This window comes from Flavobacterium sp. CLA17 (genome assembly GCF_013112255.2).
GTDB lineage: Bacteria > Bacteroidota > Bacteroidia > Flavobacteriales > Flavobacteriaceae > Flavobacterium > Flavobacterium circumlabens.
The window spans coordinates 2,803,271-2,826,986 of the sequence record NZ_CP068294.1 but is presented as its reverse complement, the minus strand read 5'-3'; the positions used below and the strand labels follow the sequence as shown (position 1 = coordinate 2,826,986).

General features: G+C 37.8%; 15 protein-coding genes, 2 tRNA genes and 3 rRNA genes. 7 read left to right on the top strand and 13 right to left on the bottom strand.

Annotation, left to right across the window (positions count from 1 at the left end; translation table 11 throughout):
- Nucleotides 1-281: 281 nt before the first annotated feature.
- From HAV12_RS11545 to HAV12_RS11530, 4 genes are all read left to right on the top strand, one after another.
- The gene (locus tag HAV12_RS11545; RefSeq protein WP_171569796.1) at nucleotides 282-836 is read left to right on the top strand and encodes an RNA polymerase sigma factor; all 555 of its coding nucleotides are present in this window, start codon (nucleotides 282-284) and stop codon (nucleotides 834-836) included.
- A gap of 91 nt (nucleotides 837-927) precedes the next feature.
- Complete coding sequence (locus HAV12_RS11540) at nucleotides 928-1,467, top strand: anti-sigma factor (protein WP_171569795.1); 540 nt, start codon at nucleotides 928-930, stop codon at nucleotides 1,465-1,467.
- Nucleotides 1,451-2,512, top strand: coding sequence for a hypothetical protein (locus tag HAV12_RS11535; protein ID WP_171569794.1), 1,062 nt, complete (start codon nucleotides 1,451-1,453; stop codon nucleotides 2,510-2,512). The genes HAV12_RS11540 and HAV12_RS11535 overlap by 17 nt, the downstream gene beginning before the upstream one ends.
- A gap of 19 nt (nucleotides 2,513-2,531) precedes the next feature.
- A complete protein-coding gene (locus tag HAV12_RS11530) occupies nucleotides 2,532-3,263 on the top strand; it encodes a head GIN domain-containing protein (protein ID WP_171569793.1) in 732 nt (243 codons plus the stop codon).
- Nucleotides 3,264-3,387: 124 nt separating this feature from the next.
- Here HAV12_RS11530 and HAV12_RS11525 read toward each other — a convergent pair whose 3' ends face one another.
- The 6 genes from HAV12_RS11525 to HAV12_RS11500 form a co-directional block, all read right to left on the bottom strand.
- Entirely contained in the window at nucleotides 3,388-4,713 is a 1,326-nt protein-coding gene (locus tag HAV12_RS11525) for an MFS transporter (protein WP_171569792.1), read from the bottom strand.
- A 231-nt stretch (nucleotides 4,714-4,944) separates the two neighbouring features.
- On the bottom strand, nucleotides 4,945-5,754 hold the full coding sequence (locus HAV12_RS11520; RefSeq protein ID WP_171569791.1) for a M48 family metallopeptidase: 810 nt from the start codon (nucleotides 5,752-5,754) through the stop codon (nucleotides 4,945-4,947).
- Nucleotides 5,755-5,838: 84 nt separating this feature from the next.
- Entirely contained in the window at nucleotides 5,839-8,238 is a 2,400-nt protein-coding gene (locus tag HAV12_RS11515; RefSeq protein ID WP_171569790.1) for a glycoside hydrolase family 31 protein, read from the bottom strand.
- Between the two features lie 198 nt (nucleotides 8,239-8,436).
- Nucleotides 8,437-10,341 (bottom strand): 1,4-alpha-glucan branching protein GlgB, encoded by a 1,905-nt coding sequence (gene glgB / locus HAV12_RS11510; RefSeq protein WP_171569789.1) that lies wholly within the window; start codon nucleotides 10,339-10,341, stop codon nucleotides 8,437-8,439.
- A gap of 34 nt (nucleotides 10,342-10,375) precedes the next feature.
- The gene (locus HAV12_RS11505; protein WP_171569788.1) at nucleotides 10,376-11,656 is read right to left on the bottom strand and encodes a glucose-1-phosphate adenylyltransferase; all 1,281 of its coding nucleotides are present in this window, start codon (nucleotides 11,654-11,656) and stop codon (nucleotides 10,376-10,378) included.
- Nucleotides 11,646-13,073: a glycogen synthase gene (locus HAV12_RS11500; protein ID WP_171569787.1), complete on the bottom strand. Its 1,428-nt coding sequence runs from the start codon at nucleotides 13,071-13,073 to the stop codon at nucleotides 11,646-11,648. The genes HAV12_RS11505 and HAV12_RS11500 overlap by 11 nt, the downstream gene beginning before the upstream one ends.
- Nucleotides 13,074-13,215: 142 nt before the next feature.
- Between HAV12_RS11500 and HAV12_RS11495 the strand changes: the two genes are divergently transcribed.
- Nucleotides 13,216-14,082, top strand: coding sequence for an alpha/beta hydrolase (locus HAV12_RS11495; protein WP_171569786.1), 867 nt, complete (start codon nucleotides 13,216-13,218; stop codon nucleotides 14,080-14,082).
- A 36-nt stretch (nucleotides 14,083-14,118) separates the two neighbouring features.
- The gene (nth, locus tag HAV12_RS11490; RefSeq protein ID WP_171569785.1) at nucleotides 14,119-14,769 is read left to right on the top strand and encodes an endonuclease III; all 651 of its coding nucleotides are present in this window, start codon (nucleotides 14,119-14,121) and stop codon (nucleotides 14,767-14,769) included.
- On the opposite strand, the gene HAV12_RS11485 is transcribed toward nth, so the two are convergent.
- From HAV12_RS11485 to HAV12_RS11455, 7 genes are all read right to left on the bottom strand, one after another.
- Nucleotides 14,770-15,204 (bottom strand): nuclear transport factor 2 family protein, encoded by a 435-nt coding sequence (locus HAV12_RS11485; protein WP_171569784.1) that lies wholly within the window; start codon nucleotides 15,202-15,204, stop codon nucleotides 14,770-14,772.
- 380 nt (nucleotides 15,205-15,584) lie between these two features.
- Nucleotides 15,585-15,694, bottom strand: a 5S ribosomal RNA gene (rrf, locus tag HAV12_RS11480).
- A gap of 150 nt (nucleotides 15,695-15,844) precedes the next feature.
- A 23S ribosomal RNA gene (locus tag HAV12_RS11475) occupies nucleotides 15,845-18,728 on the bottom strand.
- A 185-nt stretch (nucleotides 18,729-18,913) separates the two neighbouring features.
- A tRNA-Ala gene (locus HAV12_RS11470) sits at nucleotides 18,914-18,987 on the bottom strand.
- 98 nt (nucleotides 18,988-19,085) lie between these two features.
- A tRNA-Ile gene (locus tag HAV12_RS11465) sits at nucleotides 19,086-19,159 on the bottom strand.
- A 121-nt stretch (nucleotides 19,160-19,280) separates the two neighbouring features.
- Nucleotides 19,281-20,794: ribosomal RNA gene (locus HAV12_RS11460) — 16S ribosomal RNA — on the bottom strand.
- The 16S, 23S and 5S rRNA genes sit together here with 2 tRNA genes alongside, the layout of an rRNA operon.
- 1,051 nt (nucleotides 20,795-21,845) lie before the next feature.
- Nucleotides 21,846-22,526 carry a DUF4294 domain-containing protein gene (locus tag HAV12_RS11455; protein ID WP_171569783.1) on the bottom strand — a complete coding sequence of 227 codons (681 nt, stop codon included), beginning with the start codon at nucleotides 22,524-22,526 and terminating at the stop codon, nucleotides 21,846-21,848.
- 81 nt (nucleotides 22,527-22,607) lie between these two features.
- Here HAV12_RS11455 and HAV12_RS11450 point away from each other — a divergent pair, with 81 nt between their 5' ends.
- On the top strand, nucleotides 22,608-23,696 hold the full coding sequence (locus HAV12_RS11450) for a M42 family metallopeptidase (RefSeq protein WP_171569782.1): 1,089 nt from the start codon (nucleotides 22,608-22,610) through the stop codon (nucleotides 23,694-23,696).
- Nucleotides 23,697-23,716: the final 20 nt, after the last annotated feature.

Here is a 23,716-nt window from a genome sequence, read left to right as displayed (position 1 = left end):
ATATATAAGTCGTTTTGTCATTAAATTTTTAAACCTAGCAGTAAATCGATCTTTTTCTCAGATGCTTTTTCATAAAAACAACTTAAATATTTCATTTACATGATAGGTCGTAAAAATAGACAATCATTGTGCCAAAAGCAAAAAAGAAAGTTTTGAAATTTAGTCATGAAGTCAATTAATATCAAGAAACGAATTATTTTCAAAAAAAATACAATTAATTTTATTCCAACTGTAACAAACCAAAAAAAGCCACGTCCTTATAAAAAACCAGCAACCAATACTTGAATATAACAAACCAAAATATCGAAGAATTAATCGCGCTTTGTAAAGAGAATAATCAAAAAGCACAATTCGAAGTTTACAATCGGTACTGTAAAGCCATGTACAATGTGGCTTACAGAATTGTAAAAGACGAACATTTTGCACAAGACGTCATGCAGGAAGGTTTTTTGAAAGCTTTTACAAAAATAAACGACTACAGGCAGGAAGTTGCTTTTGGGGCGTGGTTGAAAAAAATAATTGTCAATTACAGTATTGACTTTTATAAAAAGAATAATGCTTTTCAGGTAGAAGATTTGAGTAAGACTTTATATAAAACAGAGGAAAATGACAGCTTTTTTTCTGAAAATATAGATCTGAATTCACTTAAGGTGAAACAAGTCTTAGATACCATTTCAGGATTAAAAGATAACTATCGTATGGTCCTAACCCTCTTTTATATTGAAGGTTATGATCAGGAAGAAATCAGCGAAATTCTGAATATTACCTATGCCAACTGTAGAACAACATTGAGCAGAGCAAAAGAAAGCCTGCGAAAAAAATTAGAGGAAATATGAAATCGCCACTAAAAATCTGTTAGTGCAGACAAACAACAATAAATAAAGAGGCGATATCCTGTATCACCTTTAAAAAATAAAATCTGGATATATGAAAAAGGAAAATGAAAACTTAGATCAGTTGTTTAAGAAATTTGAGAATCAATGGGATGTCGAAGAGGTGAATCCCGACCATCAGCTTGACTTCCTGAATAAATTAAATAACAAAAAGAAACCTAAAAAAAATTATTATGCTGTTTGGGGAATTGCTGCTTCGATAGTCTTGTTGCTGGGAATATCTGTTTTTTATAATAATAGTCAAAAACCAAAAGAATTCAAATTTGCATCGAACGAAACTAAACGAACTGATTCTATTTTCAATATTTTAATTGATAATGAATTGGTGAAATTAAAAGAAAAAAGTTCGCCGGAAAACGAACAGATAATTAATGATGCATTGAAACAAATGAAAGTCTTTGATGCCGACTACCAAAAAATTATTCATGAATTGCAAAAGAATGGCGAAAACAAACAAATCATTTATGCCATGATCAGCAATCTGCAAACGAGAATCTCGTTTTTGCAGACCGTTTTACAAAGAATTGAAGAAAACGAAAATCTAAAAAACACTACACATGAAAAAACATTATAACCTACTGATTTTATTCATTTTGATTCCATTTTTGGGATTTGCAAATGATGATACTTTTATTTCAAAACAAAAAACGATAAAAAAGACTTATATCGTTAATTCGAATGCAGGAATTGATATTGATAACCGATACGGAAATATTTCAGTATCAACCTGGGATGAAGACAAAATTGACCTTGACATTACCATAAAAGTAACCGGAGGAAATGAAAACTGGGTAAACGAAAGACTCAACAGCATCGATGTTGACATTACTGCCTTAAAATCAATGGTTACCGCCATTACTTCCACCGGAAATTCTTCTGTAAAAAGTAAAGGGAGCAGCAACAGTTTTGAAATTAACTATGTGATTAAAATTCCGAGAAACGGAACTGTAAAACTCAGTAATAAATACGGAAATATCATGACAGGCGATTTAGCTTCAACCAGTGAGATCTTCTGCAAATACGGCAAGATAAACCTTGGAAGACTCAACGGAAACACAAATTCAGTTCATATCGAGTATTGCCAGAATTCCAACATTGAATACATTAAAAGTGGTAATATTGAAGCGCGATATTCCGGTTTACGAATTGCAGATGCCGGTAAAATCAATCTGGATACCAATTACACAGATCTTGTTGTGGGTGACAGTCAGAATATAAAATACGACTGTAATTACGGAACATTTAAATTTCAAAAAACAGCTTCAGTTACAGGAACAGGTGATTATCTTACTGTTACTATCGCAGAGATTTCCAATACATTAAGTGCCGATCTCAATTACAGCAAACTAAATGTAGGGATCATAAGCGAGAAGGCCAACAATATCAATGTTACCTCCGGTTATTCAGACGTGTCCTTGGGTTATAATACAAACTATTCTTTTGATTTCGACATTAACACTAAATACGGAAGTATAAAAAGTGACAATTCGCTGGATGTTTCCGTTAACGAAAGCAAAAATGCCAGCAAAAGAATAAGCGGATACAATAAGAAAAAAGGTCAGAACAAAGTAATTATTACTTCGAATTACGGAAATGTAACATTAATCAAAAAACAATAATCTTAAAATCAATCAAAAAATGAAAAAGTCAATCAAACTATTAATTTGCAGTATATTTCTTTTAAGCACGGCAGCCAATGCCCAGTGGTCTAAAAACCGAATAAAAGGAAATGGTAAAGTGGTAACCAATAATCGGTCGACTGCCGATTATGACAAGATTAAAGTATCCGGTTTCTTTGATGTTGATTTAGTTTCCGGTAAAGAAGGAGCTATCACTGTGAAAGCCGAAGAAAATCTACAAAGCTATATTAAAGTGGAAGTAGAAGGCAACGTTCTTAAAATTTACACTGAGAAAAATGCAAGCATAAGTCCAAGCAGCGGTAAAACAATTCAGATTACGGTACCTTTTGAAAAAATATCGAATGTTTCACTTGCCGGTTCGGGTGACATCCGATCAAAAAGCATTATAAAATCGGATTCATTTTCGGCAGCATTAGCAGGCTCCGGCGATTTAGACCTGAATGTTGATGCCACTACCTTTGATCTTGCGGTGAGTGGTTCCGGAGATATTGTTTTAAAAGGAAATACAGGAAGTTTAACAACAAAACTATCCGGTTCAGGTGATATTGATGCCGCTTCATTAAAAGCTAAAAATGTAGATATCACGATCTCGGGTTCAGGCGACGGTAAGGTATTTTGCAGTGAAAACCTAAAGGCAAGAGTATCCGGCTCTGGTGACATTCAGTACATTGGTGATCCAAAAACAAAAGATACCAAAGTGAGTGGGTCAGGAAATATTTCGAAAGCTTAAAAGTTAGAAGATCACTGGATTTAAATCCAAAAAATAAAAATGTAAAACAAATGTTTACAAAAATTAATACCCTGACAGATAAGCAAATTATCTATCAGGGCATTTAAATAAAATTTAATTTTTATTATTTTGAAGTGGCGTTTTTAGGTATTCTTCTTAACAGAAAAATAGCTGTTACGAAGAAAATTCCTAAAATTACAATAGCTGCACGCGGGCTGCCGGTAATCTGATCTATAATTCCGTAAACGCACATTCCGATTACAATTCCAATTTTTTCGGCTACATCATAGAAACTAAAAAACGAAGCCGTATCTTCTGTTTCAGGCAGTAATTTAGAATAGGTAGAACGTGATAATGCCTGAATTCCGCCCATTACAAGCCCGGCCATAGTAGCCATCGCGTAAAAATGCATCGGTAAGGTGATAAAATAGGCAAGTCCGCAAAATACGGCCCATATTATATTAATCACTACTAAGGTTGGAATATTGCCCCATTTATCTGAAGCTCTTGACGTTAAAAAAGCTCCCAAAACAGCCACCAACTGTATTAATAAAATACAAATAATCAGACCAATAGTACTTTCTTCTTTCGAAGCCCATTGAATTTCCTGTGCTCCAAAGTAAGTAGCCACCAACATCACAGTCTGTACAGCCATACTGGAAACAAAGAAACTTCCTAAATAACGTTTTAACGCAATATTTTCTTTTAATAAAGCCCAAACCTTCTTTAGCTCCTTAAAACCGTTAAAGAGCACATTTTTAGTTAATTTTTGCCCTGTTTCCTTACTTCCTTTTGGTAAATAATAATAGGTATACTGACTGAATAATATCCACCACACGCCCACCATTATAAACGAATATCGCATGGCTTTCATTGCTGCTTCACCATCAGTTCCGGTAATTCCAAAAAGCTTTGGCTTCATAATCATCGCCAGATTGATAATTAAGAGAATAACGCTTCCGATATATCCTAATGAATATCCTTTGGCACTAATTTTATCCTGCTGCTCCGGAAAAGCAATATCCGGAAGGTAAGAATTATAAAAAACCAGACTGCCCCAATATCCTATCAATCCTAAGAAGTAAAATAATAATCCAACATATATATCCGTCAGATCAAACCAGTACAAGCCCATACAGGATAAAGCACCTACGTAGCAAAAGAACTTCATGAATGATTTCTTGTTTCCCACATAATCGGCAATTCCGGATAATAAAGGAGAAATAAACGAAACCACTAAAAATGCTGCAGCAGTTATAAAACTTATTAAAGCAGAATTTTTTAAATGCATTCCGAAAACATCAATGTAGTGATCACGTTCGGAAAATAAAGCTTCATAAAAAATCGGAAATACTGCTGATGCAATGGTCAAAGTATAAACAGAATTGGCCCAATCATAAAACGCCCAGGCGTTTAGCAATTTTTTATCTCCTTTTTGTAATTTTCTCATAGAAATGGTTCGGTTAATTAAGCTACGAATTTATCTAATTTTTATTAAGAATTCATTATTACAGTATTAAGAACTTGATTTTTTTTATGTCTGCAGTCGCAGTTGCAGTTTTCAGTTTTCAGGTTTCAACTGAGACTGAATACTGAGACTGAATATTGAGGCTAAACAATATAAAAAAGGAGAGATTGCTTTTAATAAAAACAATCTCTCCTTCTACTATGTAAAATATTTTTATTTTATAACTCCAACTTTAAGCGCGGTTGCTTTTGCTTCAGGAATTAATGATTTTATATTCGCAATCCTTGTAGCATCTGACGGGTGCGTACTCATAAATTCAGGTGTTGATCCTCCTCCGGATTTGGCAGACATTCTGCTCCAGAATGCAACAGCATCGTCGGGATTATAACCTGCAATTGCCATCAGAGTCAATCCTATTTTATCGGCTTCAGTTTCATTGCCCCTGCTAAATGGAAGCATTACACCCACCTCTGTACCAAGTCCGTAAGCTTGTGAAAATATTTGTTGTGTCTGCTCAGATTTCCCACTTGTAGCGGCTCCTAAAGCCACACCTCCAATTTGTTGCAATTGTGCAGCACTCATTCTTTGCGCACCGTGGTTCGCTAAAGCATGTGAAACTTCATGTCCCATAACAGTTGCCAAACCGGCATCATTCTGGGTTATCGGCAAAATTCCCGAATAAACCACAATCTTTCCTCCGGGCAAACACCAGGCATTAACTTCTTTATTATCTACCAGTTTATATTCCCAGCGATAATCCTGTAAATATTGACCCTGTCCTAAAAATTTCAGGTATTTCTCTGCAGCAGCTTTAATTCTGGATCCCACAACATCTACTCTTTTGGCATCAGCCGTACCTGTAATAACTTTATTTTCAGTCAAAAACTGATTATACTGCTGAAAAGAAGACGGGAACAATTCGCTGTTTGAAACAAAATTTAAATTTTGTTTTCCTGTAATTGGATTTGTTGCACATGCAACCAAAAGAATAGTAAGTATTCCTCCTATCAAATATTTTTTCATAATTTTTCGTATTTAGCAACACAAAAATACAATTATTATGAAATCATCATTTACATAATTTAACAAAAATATATCATAATATGGCTATTCCCCAATAATATGAAGTTCACTGAATTCCTTATCCACCATTAAGAAATGGCTCTCTGAGAAACTTACTTCATCAAAAGCGATTCTTTCGTTATCAATTTCAATCTCTTTTACTTTAAATGGTAATCCAATTAAATTGATTTTATAGGTACTGTAATTCGTTTCAAATTTTCCTTCTTTATGCAGCTGCACTATCAATTCTTTTTCTTTACCAATAGATGTGAAAGAAAGAAAACTATAGCGTCCTTTTTTATAATCGTAACCATCCTGGGAATCTTCGTAAACAAATGATTTTTCCTTTCCGTTTTTAAAGTATAAATCCAGCGTAAGTTCATCAAAATCAAGCTCTCCAACATATTGCTGAACCGGATATTTCGGAATAATAGCTCCCGCTTTTACAAAAATTGGAATTTCATCAAATTTAGTATCCACCCAGACTTCTCTACCTCCATTTGAAAACTCATTGGTCCAGTAGTTATACCATTCCCCTCTTGGAATATACATACGCCTGCCTACAGCATTAGGTTCAAGTATCGGACAAACCAATATTTGATTTCCGAAAATAAATTCATCATTTCTATAATGTGTCTGTGTGTCTTCCTGATCGTAATATACCAAAGGTTTTAACATCGGAATTCCTTCTTCAATATACTGCCAGAACATCGTATACAAATAAGGTAATAATTGATAGCGAAGGCTAACAAATTTTCGGGTAATATTAATCACTTCTTCATCAAACGCCCACGGTTCCTGATTCCCATGATCTCCGGAAGAATGGGTTCTGCAAAACGGATGGAAGACGCCTAACTGAATCCAACGTGCGTATAATTCACCTGTTGGCTGTTCTGCAAAACCTCCAATATCCGATCCTGTAAAGCCCATTCCCGAAATAGACATTCTCTGTACCTGTATGTTGGCAATCCATAAATGTTCCCAGGTAGCCACATTATCTCCTGTCCAGGATGATGTATAACGCTGTGCTCCGGAATAAGCAGATCTTGTAATGACAAAAGGTCTTTTGGGATACGCAAATCGTTTTACCCCGTGATAGGTTGCCCGGGCCATTTGTGTTCCATAAATATTATGGGCTTTTCTGTGGCTGCACGGATTTCCGTCATAAACATGGCGAACATCCATTGGGAAAGTTTTATTTGGAACCTCCATAACGGCGGGTTCATTCATGTCATTCCAGACTCCTTTTACGCCAAAATCTGAAATTAATTCTTTAAATAATCCTGCCCACCATTCTCTGACTGCGGGATTTGTATAATCCGGAAAATTACATTCACCGGGCCATACTTTGCCTTTCATATAAGGTCCGTCGGCTCTTTTGCAGAAATAATCTTTCTCTAAAGCTTCTTTATAAACAGAATATTCTTTGTCGATTTTTATTCCCGGATCAATAATTACAACTGTTTTAAAACCATCTTCGGCTAATTCAGCAATCATTCTTTTGGGGTCGGGAAAATATTCTTTACTCCACGTAAAACATCGAAAACCTTCCATATAATCGATATCCAGATAAATGGCATCGCATGGAATTTTAAGCTCCCTGAATTTTGAAGTGATTTCTTTTACTTTACTTTCGGGATAATAACTCCATTTACATTGGTGATATCCTAAAACCCAAAGCGGCGGTAATTCCGGTTTTCCGGTTAAATCGGTGTAGGTTGTCACCACATCCTGCATTTGAGGACCATAAATGAAATAGTAATTCATTTCGCCTCCTTCTGCCCAGAAGCTGGAAACATTTCTTCTTTCCTGACAAAAATCAAAAAAGGTTCTAAAGGTATTATCGAAGAAAATGCCGTAAGATTGTTTATTATTTAATCCAATATAAAACGGTACTACCTTATATAAGGGGTCTTGTTCTTTTTGAAAAGCATATTGATCGGTAGCAAAATTTTCGAGTCTTTTGCCTTTTAAATTCATTTGCGTCGCTTTATCACCCAATCCGTAAAAACATTCTCCATCTTTTGAAGACTTACTCATTTTTACGATATTTCCACCATATTCATAACTTTCTTCCCAATGAAAACCAAGTTCGTCTTCGAGAATCAGAAGATCATTTAAATCATAAATAGACAAACGAAGATCTGCTTTCTGAATTTTACATTTGACTTTACTGGTTCTGATCTGAAAATAAGTTTCCTCTTCTGTAAGTTCGAGAAAGTTATAGCCATGCAACTGTGTTTTATCAATCGCATATGAAAAATCGTTACTAAAATAGCCTTTTGTCGTAAAACGAAACCGAATTAAACTGTCTCTGAGAATGGTAACTTTTAAGATTACTTTATTATCAGTATGAAAAAAAATGGTATCCCCTTCATGTTCATAGGAAACAATTTTTGATGGATATAAATCGCCTTTGTATTCTAATGATGTGTTTGTAATCATATCGATAATGAATTAGTTATAACAACGCTACCTCTTTCAAACATACAAAAAAACTATATAAGCCGCTATGAATATAAAGATTATTCACGAAAACGTTTTTTCTGTGTGAGTGATAAATTAGGGCTTAAAAAATCAGAAAATCGATAATATACGAGCTCAAAATTAACAAAATCTCATTTGGAAAAAAAGAGCTGAATTTTATTCAAAAGAATATAGGGTTACACTAAGAGGAGGCAAAATTAATTCGACCGAATAATCCCTGCCATCATAGGGTGATGCTTCAATTTTAATTGAACGCGGATTACTAATTCCACTTCCGCCATAAAGCTTATCATCACTATTAAATACGGGAACCAATTTTCCTTTCTGAGGAATTCCGATCCTGTAATTTTCCCGAACTACCGGTGTAAAATTACAAACCACTATTAAATTTTCCCTCGGATTGTTTCCTTTTCGAATGTAGGACAGAATGGCATTTTGATGATCTGAATAATTAATCCATTCGAAACCCTCGCCACTAAATTGTTTTTCGTACAATGCTGGTTGTGATTTATACAACTGATTCAAATCTGTAATTATTTTTTTAATTCCGGAGTGATAATCGTATTGTAGCAAATGCCAGTCGAGGCTTTTTTCAAAATTCCACTCATCACTTTGTCCAAACTCAGACCCCATAAACAATAATTTTGTTCCCGGATGCGTAAACATATAGCCGTACAACAAACGTAAATTGGCAAACTTCTGCCATTCATCGCCCGGCATTTTATTCGCAACAGATTTCTTTCCATACACCACTTCATCATGTGAAAACGGTAACATGAAATTTTCGGTAAAAGCATAAGTCATCGAAAAAGTCAATTCATTTTGATGGTATTTTCTATAGACCGTTTCTTTTTGAAAATATTTCAGTGTATCATGCATCCAGCCCATCATCCACTTCATTCCAAAGCCCAGACCTCCGGTAAAAGTTGGTCTGGAAACCATAGGAAAAGAAGTACTTTCCTCGGCAATCGTCTGAACTCCATCAAAATTAGCATAAATAACTTCATTGAATTCTTTAAGAAAACTAATTGTGTCAAGATTTTCTCTTCCTCCATAAATATTAGGTTCCCACTCCCCTTCTTTTCTGGAATAATCAAGGTACAGCATCGAAGCCACGGCATCAACCCGTAAGCCATCTGCATGATACTGCTGCAGCCAGAAAACAGCGTTGCTAATCAAAAAAGCACGCACTTCATTTCGGCCATAATTAAAAACAAGACTTTTCCAATCCGGATGATAACCTTTTCTGCGATCCGGATGTTCATATAAATTTGAACCATCAAAAAATCCTAAACCGTGCGCATCGTCAGGAAAATGAGACGGAACCCAGTCCAGAATAACTCCAATCCCGGCCTGATGCAATTTATCAACGAGCACCATAAAATCCTGTGGCTTTCCAAAACGGGAAGTCGGCGCAAAATATCCGGTAAGCTGATATCCCCAGGAAGGATCATATGGATATTCCATTATGGGCATAAATTCTACATGGGTAAAACCCGTTTCCTTTACATAAGCTACCAAATCTTCCGCTAATTCCAGATAAGTCAGGAAACGATTGTTTTCTCCACGTTTCCACGAGCCTAAATGCACTTCATAAACCGAATAAGGTTTATCAAGACCATTATTTTCCTGACGGGATTGCATCCAGTTTTCATCCTTCCAGTTATAATCCAGATCCCAGACAACAGAAGCCGTATGAGGTGGTTTTTCACAATATAAAGAGAACGGATCTGCTTTTTCGGTTACAACACTATCGATATTCGATTGAATTTTATATTTATAAAGTGCTCCTTTTTCCAGTTTTGGAATAAACCCTTCCCAAATCCCGGAAGAATCCCAGCGTACTTGTAGTAGATGTTCTCCTCCTGTCCAGTAATTAAAATCTCCGACAACAGAAACAGATTGTGCAGTTGGAGCCCAAACCGCAAAATAAACGCCTTTTACTCCATCAACTTCTATTAAATGTGCACCAAGTTTCTCATATAATCTGAAGTGTTTCCCTGCTTTGAATAAATTAATATCAAAATCAGTAAAAAGGGAATGTGTGAGGACTTTATTCATATTTGGTTTTTAAGGCAATAATTAATTTTAAGCTTTATTCAATTCTAAAATTATCCGAAAGAACAACTCCTTTTTTAATAACAACAATTCCGTCTTTTATACTGTATAATTCGTTGGTGAAATTATCTAAATGCTTGCCTCCGTTAATATGAACATTGTTTCCAATACGCACATTTTTGTCCACCAGAACATTTTTTATAAAACAATTATCGCCTATTCCAATATGAATTTTATTGTTCTCGGAATCCTCATGCAGTTCATCAAGGTCCTGATAAAAATCATTCCCCATCACATAACAGCTTTCGAGTACTGTTCCCTCACCAATTCTGGAACGAATACCAATTACGGAACTCTTAATTTCTTTGGCGTTAATAATACAGCCTTCAGAAATTAAAGACTGATTAATCACCGAATTTCTAAACTTTGAAGGAGGAAGCAATCTTGGACGCGTGAAAATTTTATTGTCATTATCAAACAAATTAAATTCCGGAATATCGGCAGTAAGACCAATATTTGCTTCAAAAAAAGATTCAATATTTCCAATATCCGTCCAGTACCCTTCGTACTGATAACTCAGAATTTTATGTTTACCAACCGCTTGTGGGATAATTTCCTTTCCAAAATCCTTTGTATCCGGATCAGCCATTAAATCTTCTAATAATTTCTTATTAAAAATATAAATCCCCATCGAAGCTAAATATTTTTTGCCTTTAGCCTGCATGTGTTCACTTACCTCTGATTCCCATTCCGGTAAAAGCGAAGCATCCGGTTTTTCAATAAAAGCTTCCACACAATTCTCATGATCCGTTTTCAGAATTCCGAATTCCGGAGCATCCTTAGCATTTACAGGTAATGTCGCAATAGAAATTTCTGCATTACTTGCAATATGAGCCTCTAACATTTCGTTGAAATCCATCTGATACAATTGATCACCGGATAAAATCAAAGCGTGTTCGAAGTCATGCTTTTGAAAATGTGACATACACTGACGAACGGCATCGGCTGTACCCTGAAACCAGGTCGGATTATCAGGCGTTTGTTCAGCAGCTAAAATATCGACAAAGGACTGACTGAAAATACTGAAATTGAAAGTGTTTTTGATGTGTGCATTCAAAGATGCAGAATTAAATTGTGTCAGTACAAATATTTTAAAAATATCAGAATTAATACAATTTGAAATTGGAATATCAACCAATCTGTATTTTCCCCCAATCGGAACAGCTGGTTTTGATCTTGTTTCTGTTAATGGGAACAAACGTGATCCTTGTCCTCCTCCTAAAATAATGGCAACTACATTTTTCTTTTTAAACTTCATTTTGCTGAATTATTAAGTTGTATATTTTTATGTACTCTTCACATACTGTTTCCCAGGAATGATCTGTACGCATTCCTCTTTCAATTATTGTATTGAAACTTATTTTATCGCCATACAGTTTTACGGCGCGATTAATTGAATAACAAATATCGCCGACAGAGGCCTGATCGTGACAAATTCCGTTTCCATCATCACCAAAATCAACCACAGTATCGCGTAATCCGCCCGTCCTTCTGACAATAGGCACCGTTCCGTAGCGCAAAGCGTACATCTGATTTAAACCGCAGGGCTCCACACGCGAAGGCATTAAGATAAAATCAGAACCTGCATAAATCAAATGGGCTAATTCTTCATTATAGCCTATAAAAACATTATAATTCCCGATATAGTCATTTCTAAGTTGCGTTAATTGTGACTCAATCTCCGAATTACCCGATCCCAGAATCAGGATATTTATATTTTCGAAATTCTCTGATAAAGCTAAAGCAGAAGCCTGAGGCAATAAATCGCCACCTTTTTCTTCAAACAATCGCCCAATGAAACTAAACAACGGTTTTGCAGGATCTAAATCAAATTGCGCGCAGAGTTTTTCTTTGTTTTTCTGCTTCCCTGCCCTAAAAGTTTCAGTTGTATAATTTTCATAAAGCATTTTATCAGTGGACGGATCCCAGATTTCAATATCAATTCCGTTTAAAATACCTTTTGATTTGATTCGTACTACTTTGAATAATTCTTCAAGTCCATTAGCAGCATAATTGATTTCGTTCAGATAACTTGGCGAAACCGTTGTAACAGCATGGGCACATTTAACTCCAACAGCCAAAGAATTTATAGCATTATTCCATTCTAAAAACCCAACATGAATTAAATCAAATTCAGGTAAATAATGCAATTTGTCAAAGCCAAACCAGCCCTGATACAATCCATTATGAATGGTAATAACTGTCCTTACGTTTTTTATTCTTTCATACTTATAAGCATATTTTACTAAAAACGGAATTACTCCGGTATGATGATCATGACAATTAATAATATCAGGAACCGTTTCGCGGCCGGAAATCCAATCTAATGCGGCGATTTGAAAAGACAAAAAGCGTTCAATATCATCTTCATACCCATACACATTAGGCCTGTCAAATAATTCTTTAATTTCGATCAGATACAATTCGTATCCTAACTTGTCTGTTGCTTCTTTCAAAACACTGAATGGAAATTCAAAATTTCCTAATTTGACTTCTCCCCAGTGAACGTACTCAAATTCGTTATCCTTTTTAAATTTCGTATCATAACAAGGTACAACAACACGAACCTGATGACCTGCTTTATTCTGGTATTTAGGCAATGCACCTACAACATCGGCCAATCCGCCCACTTTTGCCATAGGATAACATTCTGCACTGATATGAAATATTTCCATTTTAAAAATTTATAAGCCTTTTAAATAATTAATCAAATACAAATTCTTTTTTGAGTAAGCATTTATTAATTATGTTACTTTTATGTTCTTTAAATTTAGGAAAAAATACACAGAATAAAGACCTGAAAAAAAAATTATCAATATGGCAAAAAAGGCTTCCAATCCTACTCAATCCTTAAAAATTCCGCAGTTTATAATCATATCCAGTAAAATATGCGCTTTTATTTCTACTAAATTGGCTACAAAATATGCTGCAAAGCTTTTTACAACCCCCATAAAACATAAGGTTCCTAAAAGAGAATTGGATATGGAACATAAAAGCATCCAAAAAACGATCTATGTTCCTGCTATCGACAAAAGCGTTGTTACCTATGAATATGGAAAAAGTCAGCGAAAAATACTAATTGTTCACGGTTGGTCCGGACGCGGAACCCAATTATTTAAAATAGCCGAAGAACTTTTACAAAATGGATATTCAACAATAAGTTTTGATGCTCCGGCACATGGAAAATCAGAAGGAAAAACCACTATAATGTCTGATTTTATAGAATCAATTTTAGAAATCGAAAAACATTATGGCCCGTTTGAATTTGCGATTGGCCATTCATTAGGAGGAATGTCGGTTGTTAATGCAATTAAGGATGGATTAAAGGTCAAAAAAGCCATTATTATTGGAAGTGGAGATATTGTACAGGATATTTTAGATGATTTTATTTCCAAATTAGGATTGAAACCGGAAATGAGCAGACTCCTATGTAATTATTTTGAAAATAAATATCAGACCAAAATGGATAATTATTCTGCTTACAGAGCAGCTGCCAAGGTCAAAATTCCAGTTTTGGTAATTCATGACAATCATGACCCCGAAGTTGCAGTAAAAGCAGGAATCCATATTCATGAACATTTAGAAAATGGAACTTTACTTTTAACTGATAATTTAGGTCACAGAAAAATTTTAGGAAATCAAAATGTTATTAAAAAAATAATAGATTTTATTAAAACTACTTAATATTGTATAGCACAATTCACTTTAAAAAAAACTAAAATGGATTTATTTGGAGAAACAACCGATTGGGAACTAAAATTAAAACCCTTATTAGAAAAATATAAAAGTAAAAAACACCCGCTTGAGTATCAAAGCACTTACCAATTACTCGTTATGGTAGTGCTGTCTGCACAGGATTCTGATGCAAACATAAATTCCATAGCTCCTGCTTTATTTGATAAATTTCCAACTTTAACCAGCTTATCCGGAGCGAATACGGAAACATTTATTCCTTACATAAGTAAAGTCAGAAATTATCCAACCAAAGCAAACTGGTTATTGGAAATTGCAGAAACACTTCAAAAAGATGAAAATATTCCTTTAACTATAAAAGAGTTAACAGCCCTAAAAGGTATTGGAAGAAAATCTGCAAATGTAATTCTAAGAGAAACCCATCAGCCGGCAGAAGGCATTATTGCCGATTTGCATGTAATTCGGGTTGCGCCCAGAATCGGAATAATCAAAGAAGCTAAAGATGGTAACAAAGTAGAAAAAGATTTAATGCAGGCACTTCCAAAATCCATTTGGTCTGAGATTGGAATGGCAATTTCTTTTTTAGGACGGGAAATCTGCAGGCCAAAACCTAAATGTGAAGAATGTTTGATGAAAGATTCTTGTCATTACTATGCAACGCACCACTTAAGTAAATAATTATTTTCTTCTTGTATCGATCAGATAAATAATTTTCCAGTTCTCTTTTTCTTTAAATAACGTAAAAGTATTCACACCTGAATGACTTAGTTTATCATTGATATAAAATTCGTACGGAGCCCAGACATGAGCCATACTTCCGTCAATTTGAATAGTAGAACTTAGTATTTTCTCTTTAAACTTCACATCAGAAGGAATTGTCGCAATAGATTTGTAGAATTCTTTTACATTCTCATCCGACAATTTATTTCCTTTTGTTTTACTTTCTGTAATAGATTGCAAAATAAGTTGATCGGAACAAATTAATTTCAATTTGATTGTATCTTTCTGATGAAATGCCACAAAGAAATTGTCAATCACTTCCTGGACTTCTTTCTTTTGAGCATTACAAACTATCCCAAAAAGCAATACTATAAAAACAATTATCTTTTTCATAGAAATCAGTTTAATTTTTTAAGATTAAAAGTATAAAATTTAAATCATTTAATGAATTGATATTTATCCTACAGTTATTGTTTGTGGGCGTTTCCCTGTGGGCCGGGCTCTACGCTAAATCTTTTGCGGGATTGGTTTTGGGGTGCTTTTAGAGATACACGTTCCCCGCAAAAGGATACCGCTGCGATCCCTAACGCAGTTTAAGGGTAATTTGAGATCTGTTTTCAAAAGAATCCCAAACAGCCCCTCCAGCCTTGCATCCCTTGCAATTTAATACCATTCACAAACTCCAAAAACTCCTTTGCGGACTTTGCGTTTAAATTCCACGATTCAACATAAAACAAAAAACCCTGTTTCGTTTGAAACAGGGTTTTTAAAAAGAAAGGCGACGACATACTCTCCCACATAACTGCAGTACCATCTGCGCAGGCGGGCTTAACTACTCTGTTCGGGATGGGAAGAGGTGAGCCCCGCCGCAATAACCACCTTAAGGTCGTTGTTACTTGAGGTAACTTGCAATTAATTAAAAATTTAGAATTAAAAATTAAAAAAATTGCAATAATATCTTAACATACTGAGATAAAGAAAGTTTTTTATTTTAGAAAGTTTCTCCCCGAGCCTTGCGGCCCGGGAAAAGGGTGTACATAAGCTTACGGATTATTAGTACTACTCGACTATGACATTACTGCCTTTACATCTATAGCCTATCAACGTGGTCATCTTCCACGATCCTTAAAAGAAATCTCATCTTGTGGTGGGTTTCGCGCTTATATGCTTTCAGCGCTTATCCCTTCCAAACGTAGCTACTCTGCGATGCTCCTGGCGGAACAACAGATACACTAGAGGTTTGTCCAATTCGGTCCTCTCGTACTAGAATCAGATCCACTCAAATTTCTAACGCCCACAGTAGATAGAGACCGAACTGTCTCACGACGTTCTGAACCCAGCTCGCGTGCCACTTTAATGGGCGAACAGCCCAACCCTTGGGACCTTCTCCAGCCCCAGGATGTGACGAGCCGACATCGAGGTGCCAAACCCCCCCGTCGATATGAGCTCTTGGGGGAGATCAGCCTGTTATCCCCGGCGTACCTTTTATCCTTTGAGCGATGGCCCTTCCATGCGGAACCACCGGATCACTATGCTCTACTTTCGTACCTGATCGACCTGTATGTCTCTCAGTCAAGCTCCCTTATGCCATTGCACTCTACGCACGGTTACCAAGCGTACTGAGGGAACCTTTAGAAGCCTCCGTTACTCTTTTGGAGGCGACCACCCCAGTCAAACTACCCACCAAGCAATGTCCCCCACGTTTGTGGGGTTAGGCCTCAGATAAACAAAGGGTTGTATTTCAACAATGACTCCACAACGCCTGGCGACGCCACTTCACAGTCTCCAACCTATCCTACACATCATTTATCCAAGGTCAATACTAAGCTATAGTAAAGGTGCACAGGGTCTTTTCGTCCCACTGCGGGTAAACGGCATCTTCACCGTTACTACAATTTCACCGAGCTCATGGCTGAGACAGTGTCCAGATCGTTACACCATTCGTGCAGGTCGGAACTTACCCGACAAGGAATTTCGCTACCTTAGGACCGTTATAGTTACGGCCGCCGTTTACTGGGGCTTCAATTCAATGCTTCTCCGAAGATAACATCTCCTCTTAACCTTCCAGCACCGGGCAGGTGTCAGGCCCTATACTTCATCTTACGATTTTGCAGAGCCCTGTGTTTTTGATAAACAGTCGCCTGGACCTCTTCACTGCGGCCCTGTATTGCTACAGGGCGACCCTTCTCCCGAAGTTACGGGTCTATTTTGCCTAATTCCTTAGCCATGAATCTCTCGAGCACCTTAGGATTCTCTCCTCAACTACCTGTGTCGGTTTACGGTACTGGTACTAATTACCTGAAGTTTAGAGGTTTTTCTTGGAAGCCCTTAGGCGCACTATCTCTTTGTCCGAAGACTCCGAGTACTATCGTATTTCCCCAAGCCGCGTGGATTTGCCTGCGCAGCTTATAGGTAGGTACTTCAACGAACTATTCCGTCAGTTCGCGGCGCTTTCATCACTCCGTCACCCCATCACAGTAATTAGTAGTACGGGAATATTAACCCGTTAGCCATCGACTGTCCCTTTCGGGTTCGCCTTAGGACCAGACTAACCCACAGCTGATTAGCATAGCTGTGGAAACCTTAGTTTTTCGGTGTGCGGGTTTCTCGCCCGCATTATCGTTACTTATGCCTACATTTTCTTTTCTAACCAGTCCAGCATACCTTACGATACACCTTCAACCCTGTTAGAATGCTCCCCTACCACTTAGAGTAAACTCTAAATCCATAGCTTCGGTAATATACTTATGCCCGATTATTATCCATGCTCGTCCGCTCGACTAGTGAGCTGTTACGCACTCTTTAAATGAATGGCTGCTTCCAAGCCAACATCCTAGCTGTCTGGGCAGACAAACCTCGTTCTTTCAACTTAGTATATATTTGGGGACCTTAGCTGATGGTCTGGGTTCTTTCCCTCTCGGACTTGGACCTTAGCACCCAAGCCCTCACTGTTATCAATCATTATATAGCATTCGGAGTTTGTCAGGAATTGGTAGGCGGTGAAGCCCCCGCATCCAATCAGTAGCTCTACCTCTATATAACTAAAATAACGCTGCACCTAAATGCATTTCGGGGAGTACGAGCTATTTCCGAGTTTGATTGGCCTTTCACCCCTACCCACAGGTCATCCGAAGACTTTTCAACGTCAACCGGTTCGGACCTCCACTGTGTGTTACCACAGCTTCATCCTGCCCATGGGTAGATCACACGGTTTCGCGTCTAACACTACTGACTAAAGCGCCCTATTCAGACTCGCTTTCGCTACGGATCCGTGACTTAACCACTTATCCTTGCCAGCAACGTTAACTCGTAGGCTCATTATGCAAAAGGCACGCCGTCACCCCACGAAAGGGCTCCGACCGCTTGTAAGCGTATGGTTTCAGGATCTATTTCACTCCGTTATTCACGGTTCTTTTCACCTTTCCCTCACGGTACTGGTTCACTATCGGTCTCTCAGGAGTATTTAGCCTTAGCGGATGGTCCCGCCAAATTCAGACAGGGTTTCACGTGCCCCGCCCTACTCAGGATACCACTATCTATTATACTCATTACTTATACAGGGCTATCACCTTCTCCGGCTTTACTTTCCAGTAAATTCTAATTCTTTGTACATAAAATGTCGTGGTCCTACAACCCCAACATTGCCGTAACAACATTGGTTTGGGCTAATCCGCGTTCGCTCGCCACTACTTACGGAATCACTTTTGTTTTCTTCTCCTCCGCCTACTTAGATGTTTCAGTTCAGCGGGTTTGCCCACCTATCGGTGTACTATGTCTTCAACATAGTGGGTTGCCCCATTCAGGTATCTACGGATCAATCGGTGTGTGCCCGTCCCCGTAGCTTTTCGCAGCTTATCACGCCTTTCATCGCCTCTGAGAGCCAAGGCATCCCCCATACGCCCTTATTTTGCTTATTGTACCAATCATAAAATCAATTATGACCGTTTTTTTTGTCTTTTACTATAAATAGTAAAAAACGCTTTCTACTTTTTATTATTTCTTATCTCAATATGTCAATGAACTTTGTTTAGCTATAAGCTTTAGGCATTACGCCTTAGGCTTTTTTGCTTACGGCTTAAAGCATATAGCTTAAAACCTTTTGTGGAGAATAACGGAGTCGAACCGTTGACCTCCTGCGTGCAAGGCAGGCGCTCTAGCCAGCTGAGCTAATCCCCCTTTTTAATTAAAAATTAAAAATCGTGAATTAAAAATTATGAACTTTTTGATCCTTAATCTTTCAACTTCTAAAATTTCCTTTTTTTAAGTTTAAATAGTTGTCTCGGACAGACTCGAACTGTCGACCCCTACATTATCAGTGTAGTACTCTAACCAGCTGAGCTACGAGACACTCTTATTCCTAAAATTTATTATTTGAACTAACAGCAAGAGTAAAATAGTCTTAAAATTAAAACCTTTAAAGCTTCTTCTTTTTTCCTCAGCGTGCACAAGTGCTAACACTAAGGCTCTAGAAAGGAGGTGTTCCAGCCGCACCTTCCGGTACGGCTACCTTGTTACGACTTAGCCCTAGTTACCAGTTTTACCCTAGGCAGCTCCTTGCGGTCACCGACTTCAGGCACCCCCAGCTTCCATGGCTTGACGGGCGGTGTGTACAAGGCCCGGGAACGTATTCACCGGATCATGGCTGATATCCGATTACTAGCGATTCCAGCTTCACGGAGTCGAGTTGCAGACTCCGATCCGAACTGTGACCGGTTTTATAGATTCGCTCCTGGTCGCCCAGTGGCTGCTCTCTGTACCGGCCATTGTAGCACGTGTGTAGCCCAAGGCGTAAGGGCCGTGATGATTTGACGTCATCCCCACCTTCCTCACAGTTTGCACTGGCAGTCTTGTTAGAGTTCCCGACACGACTCGCTGGCAACTAACAACAGGGGTTGCGCTCGTTATAGGACTTAACCTGACACCTCACGGCACGAGCTGACGACAACCATGCAGCACCTTGTAAATTGTCTTGCGAAAGATCTGTTTCCAAACCGGTCAATCTACATTTAAGCCTTGGTAAGGTTCCTCGCGTATCATCGAATTAAACCACATGCTCCACCGCTTGTGCGGGCCCCCGTCAATTCCTTTGAGTTTCATTCTTGCGAACGTACTCCCCAGGTGGGATACTTATCACTTTCGCTTAGCCACTGAAATTGCTTCCAACAGCTAGTATCCATCGTTTACGGCGTGGACTACCAGGGTATCTAATCCTGTTCGCTACCCACGCTTTCGTCCATCAGCGTCAATCAATTAGTAGTAACCTGCCTTCGCAATTGGTATTCCATGTAATCTCTAAGCATTTCACCGCTACACTACATATTCTAGTTACTTCCTAATAATTCAAGTTCAGCAGTATCAATGGCCGTTCCACCGTTGAGCGATGGGCTTTCACCACTGACTTACTAAACCGCCTACGGACCCTTTAAACCCAATGATTCCGGATAACGCTTGGATCCTCCGTATTACCGCGGCTGCTGGCACGGAGTTAGCCGATCCTTATTCTTACAGTACCGTCAAGCTGGTTCACGAACCAGTGTTTCTTCCTGTACAAAAGCAGTTTACAATCCATAGGACCGTCATCCTGCACGCGGCATGGCTGGATCAGGCTTGCGCCCATTGTCCAATATTCCTCACTGCTGCCTCCCGTAGGAGTCTGGTCCGTGTCTCAGTACCAGTGTGGGGGATCTCCCTCTCAGGACCCCTACCCATCGTAGCCTTGGTAAGCCGTTACCTTACCAACTAGCTAATGGGACGCATGCTCATCTTTTACCGTTGTGACTTTAATAATATCTCGATGCCGAGTCATTATACTATGAGGTATTAATCCAAATTTCTCTGGGCTATCCCTCTGTAAAAGGTAGATTGCATACGCGTTACGCACCCGTGCGCCGGTCTCTGGTTCCGAAGAACCATACCCCTCGACTTGCATGTGTTAAGCCTGCCGCTAGCGTTCATCCTGAGCCAGGATCAAACTCTTCATCGTATATTGTTGATCTGATTAATCAGATCGTTTTGTTATTCGAATCAGTCTCTATCGGTTCTTTCTAATCTCTCGATTATCTTACTCTTTATTCTTTTGCCTTAACATCTCTGTTAAAGCGGCTGTCAATTCAATATGTCTACGAACGTGTATTTCTTCTTTTCGCTTGTTTCTCAAAGCGGGTGCAAAACTACAACTTCTTTTTTAATTAGCAAGAACTTTATGAAGATTTTTTTTGAAACTTTTTTCAAGTCTCGCATCCTCCAAATCCCTACCAATCTATCAATGAACTTTCCGTGTTTTGCGGGGTGCAAATGTAACATCTGTTTTCAAATCTCACAAGCTTTTTTAAATCTTTTTTGAAAATAAATTTTCCCTTTGATTTGTAATGCCTGTCAGTATTTCGATGAACGTCTGTCGCTGTTGCGGGTGCAAAAGTAGTCCCTTTATTTACATTTACAAGGCTTTTACTTATATAATTTACATCTTTTTCAAAACTTTTTCTTAACTCTCTGATAACAGAGTTTTTACAAATTAAACATTTTTACCATTTGTAAGGAATTTCAACAGCTCTTTGCGATTAATCCAACTAACACTTTATCTTAGCCTCCCTTTTTAGCGGGTCTTCCCATTATAAAGCGCTTTTCTGCTCTTTTAATAAAATAGCCTCTTTTGTCTTTATTTGGGGGCAGACAGGGGTTATCTCGCCTCTATTGTTACGGAGCCTCTCAAAAAGCCGACTTTAAAGTCTTAGCTCACACAAAGGCGCAAGGGCGCAAAGTTTATTATTTATACTTATATATACCTCTTTTCAAACCACTGCCCTAGCCCCGATGGAAGTGGAAATCCTTTTGCTTTTTTCTGTAAAAAGCAAAAGATTGCAACGGACAGCGGGAAATAGGTCCTTAATTAAATTCCAATCTTTAAATTACAAATTCCAAAGGCTTCGGCTGTGCTCCCCTATTATACATAGGTAACAAAAAAAACAAACCCGACAGGTTTTGGAAAACTGTCGGGTTGTAGAAATGAAATCATTCCTTATATATAGGAGATACTATTTTTTGTTTACTGCTTTGGCTTTTGATTCCCAGTAGTTCATAAGATCATCGTAGTTTACGGGATTGGCCGGTTTCTGATTCACCAGTCGGCCGGATTCGAATCCTCTTAGAAGAATTGTTTCTATGAGGTAGTCTTCGTTGGATTCATAGGGTTTGTATTCCGATTTTAAACTGATATCAAATAAATTGGCAGTGGTATTGGATACAAAGGCCTTGAAACCGCTTTTTAAAGTCCGAATGAGTTCATAGGTCGTTATACCTGTTTGTCGATGGACGAGCTTTACGAGAATCTGTCCTTGCTTACGGGAAAGTTTCTTTAGCCTTGCTTCGAACTCATTATTAAGGTAATCTTCTACAATCTTAAAATACTTTTTCTTTTCACGATTGGTTTTTAATCGCGCCATTCCCTGATTTAAAGCTGTTAGTCTATCGGCAGCTAATTTTGCATAGGGATACACTTTGTAAACCCGGTTTTGAAGAATCAAAAACTGCTTTTGTGCTTCGGGATCTAATTTTTCTTTAGAAATGATAATCTCGGGCAATTCAATTGTATCGTTTAAAATTGAATCCTGTTCGGTTAGTATATAACCCATTTCCTGATTTTGTTTAGGCGTCACCTGTGCCTGACTGGTAAACGAAATCATAATAAAGAATAAAATGCAGTAAGTAAATCTCATTGAATCATAATTTAAGTGTAAAATTATATATTTATACACAACTCTAATACCAAATTTATAAATTAGCAAAAAAATATTTTTATGAGCACAGCATCTATCTTAAAAGATACCTCAATTGCTTTCCTGGAAAGCTACCTAAATAACGCCTCTCCTACCGGCTACGAAAGCGAAGGCCAAAAACTTTGGATGAATTATTTGAAACCTTATGTAGATACTTTTATTACGGACACTTACGGAACGGCTGTAGGGGTAATTAATCCTGATGTACCTTTTAAGGTGGTTATTGAAGGTCATGCCGATGAAATTTCATGGTACGTGAACTACATTACTGATGATGGTTTATTATATGTAATCCGAAATGGTGGTTCTGATCATCAGATTGCACCATCGAAAAGGGTTCACATTCATACCAAAAAAGGAATTGTGAAAGGTGTTTTCGGCTGGCCGGCTATTCATACGCGTCTGCGTGATAAGGAAGAGTCACCGAAAATCAGCAATATTTTTATTGATTTAGGCTGTGAAACGAAAGAGCAGGTTGAAGCAATGGGCGTTCACGTAGGTTGTGTGATTACGTATCCGGATGAATTTATGATTCTGAACGAAAACAAATTTGTTTGTCGTGCCATTGATAACAGAATGGGTGGTTTTATGATTGCTGAAGTGGCCCGTTTACTTCATGAAAACAAGAAAAAACTACCTTTTGGTTTGTATATCGTAAATTCGGTTCAGGAAGAAATTGGTTTACGTGGTGCTGAAATGATTGCACATACTATTAAACCAAACGTTGCCATCGTAACTGATGTCTGCCACGACACGACAACCCCTATGATTGATAAAAAAGTGGAAGGTGACCTTAAAATGGGGAAAGGTCCGGTTATTGCTTACGCTCCGGCAGTACAAAACAAATTACGCGATTTAATTGTGGATACTGCCGTGGAAAACAAAATACCTTTCCAGCGTCATGCGACTTCGCGTGCTACAGGAACTGATACAGATGCTTTTGCTTACAGTAACGGCGGTGTAGCTTCGGCATTGATTTCTCTTCCGCTGCGTTATATGCATACCACGGTTGAAATGGTACACAGGGAAGATGTAGAAAATGTAATTCAGCTGATTTACGAATCATTGCTGAAAATTGAAAACAATGAAACTTTTTCTTATTTCAACTAAAAGAAAATAAAAACGTTGGT

What these genes read in the sequence shown, in the direction of transcription:
- HAV12_RS11530 (WP_171569793.1), top strand. Translation starts at nt 2,532, where the DNA reads ATGAAAAAGTCAATCAAACTATTAATTTGCAGTATATTTCTTTTAAGC.
- HAV12_RS11485 (WP_171569784.1), bottom strand. Translation starts at nt 15,204, where the DNA reads ATGAAAAAGATAATTGTTTTTATAGTATTGCTTTTTGGGATAGTTTGT.
- nth (WP_171569785.1), top strand. Translation starts at nt 14,119, where the DNA reads ATGGATTTATTTGGAGAAACAACCGATTGGGAACTAAAATTAAAACCC.
- HAV12_RS11505 (WP_171569788.1), bottom strand. Translation starts at nt 11,656, where the DNA reads ATGAAGTTTAAAAAGAAAAATGTAGTTGCCATTATTTTAGGAGGAGGA.
- HAV12_RS11450 (WP_171569782.1), top strand. Translation starts at nt 22,608, where the DNA reads ATGAGCACAGCATCTATCTTAAAAGATACCTCAATTGCTTTCCTGGAA.
- glgB (WP_171569789.1), bottom strand. Translation starts at nt 10,341, where the DNA reads ATGAATAAAGTCCTCACACATTCCCTTTTTACTGATTTTGATATTAAT.
- HAV12_RS11520 (WP_171569791.1), bottom strand. Translation starts at nt 5,754, where the DNA reads ATGAAAAAATATTTGATAGGAGGAATACTTACTATTCTTTTGGTTGCA.
- HAV12_RS11540 (WP_171569795.1), top strand. Translation starts at nt 928, where the DNA reads ATGAAAAAGGAAAATGAAAACTTAGATCAGTTGTTTAAGAAATTTGAG.
- HAV12_RS11495 (WP_171569786.1), top strand. Translation starts at nt 13,216, where the DNA reads ATGGCAAAAAAGGCTTCCAATCCTACTCAATCCTTAAAAATTCCGCAG.
- HAV12_RS11455 (WP_171569783.1), bottom strand. Translation starts at nt 22,526, where the DNA reads ATGAGATTTACTTACTGCATTTTATTCTTTATTATGATTTCGTTTACC.
- HAV12_RS11515 (WP_171569790.1), bottom strand. Translation starts at nt 8,238, where the DNA reads ATGATTACAAACACATCATTAGAATACAAAGGCGATTTATATCCATCA.
- HAV12_RS11500 (WP_171569787.1), bottom strand. Translation starts at nt 13,073, where the DNA reads ATGGAAATATTTCATATCAGTGCAGAATGTTATCCTATGGCAAAAGTG.
- HAV12_RS11535 (WP_171569794.1), top strand. Translation starts at nt 1,451, where the DNA reads ATGAAAAAACATTATAACCTACTGATTTTATTCATTTTGATTCCATTT.
- HAV12_RS11525 (WP_171569792.1), bottom strand. Translation starts at nt 4,713, where the DNA reads ATGAGAAAATTACAAAAAGGAGATAAAAAATTGCTAAACGCCTGGGCG.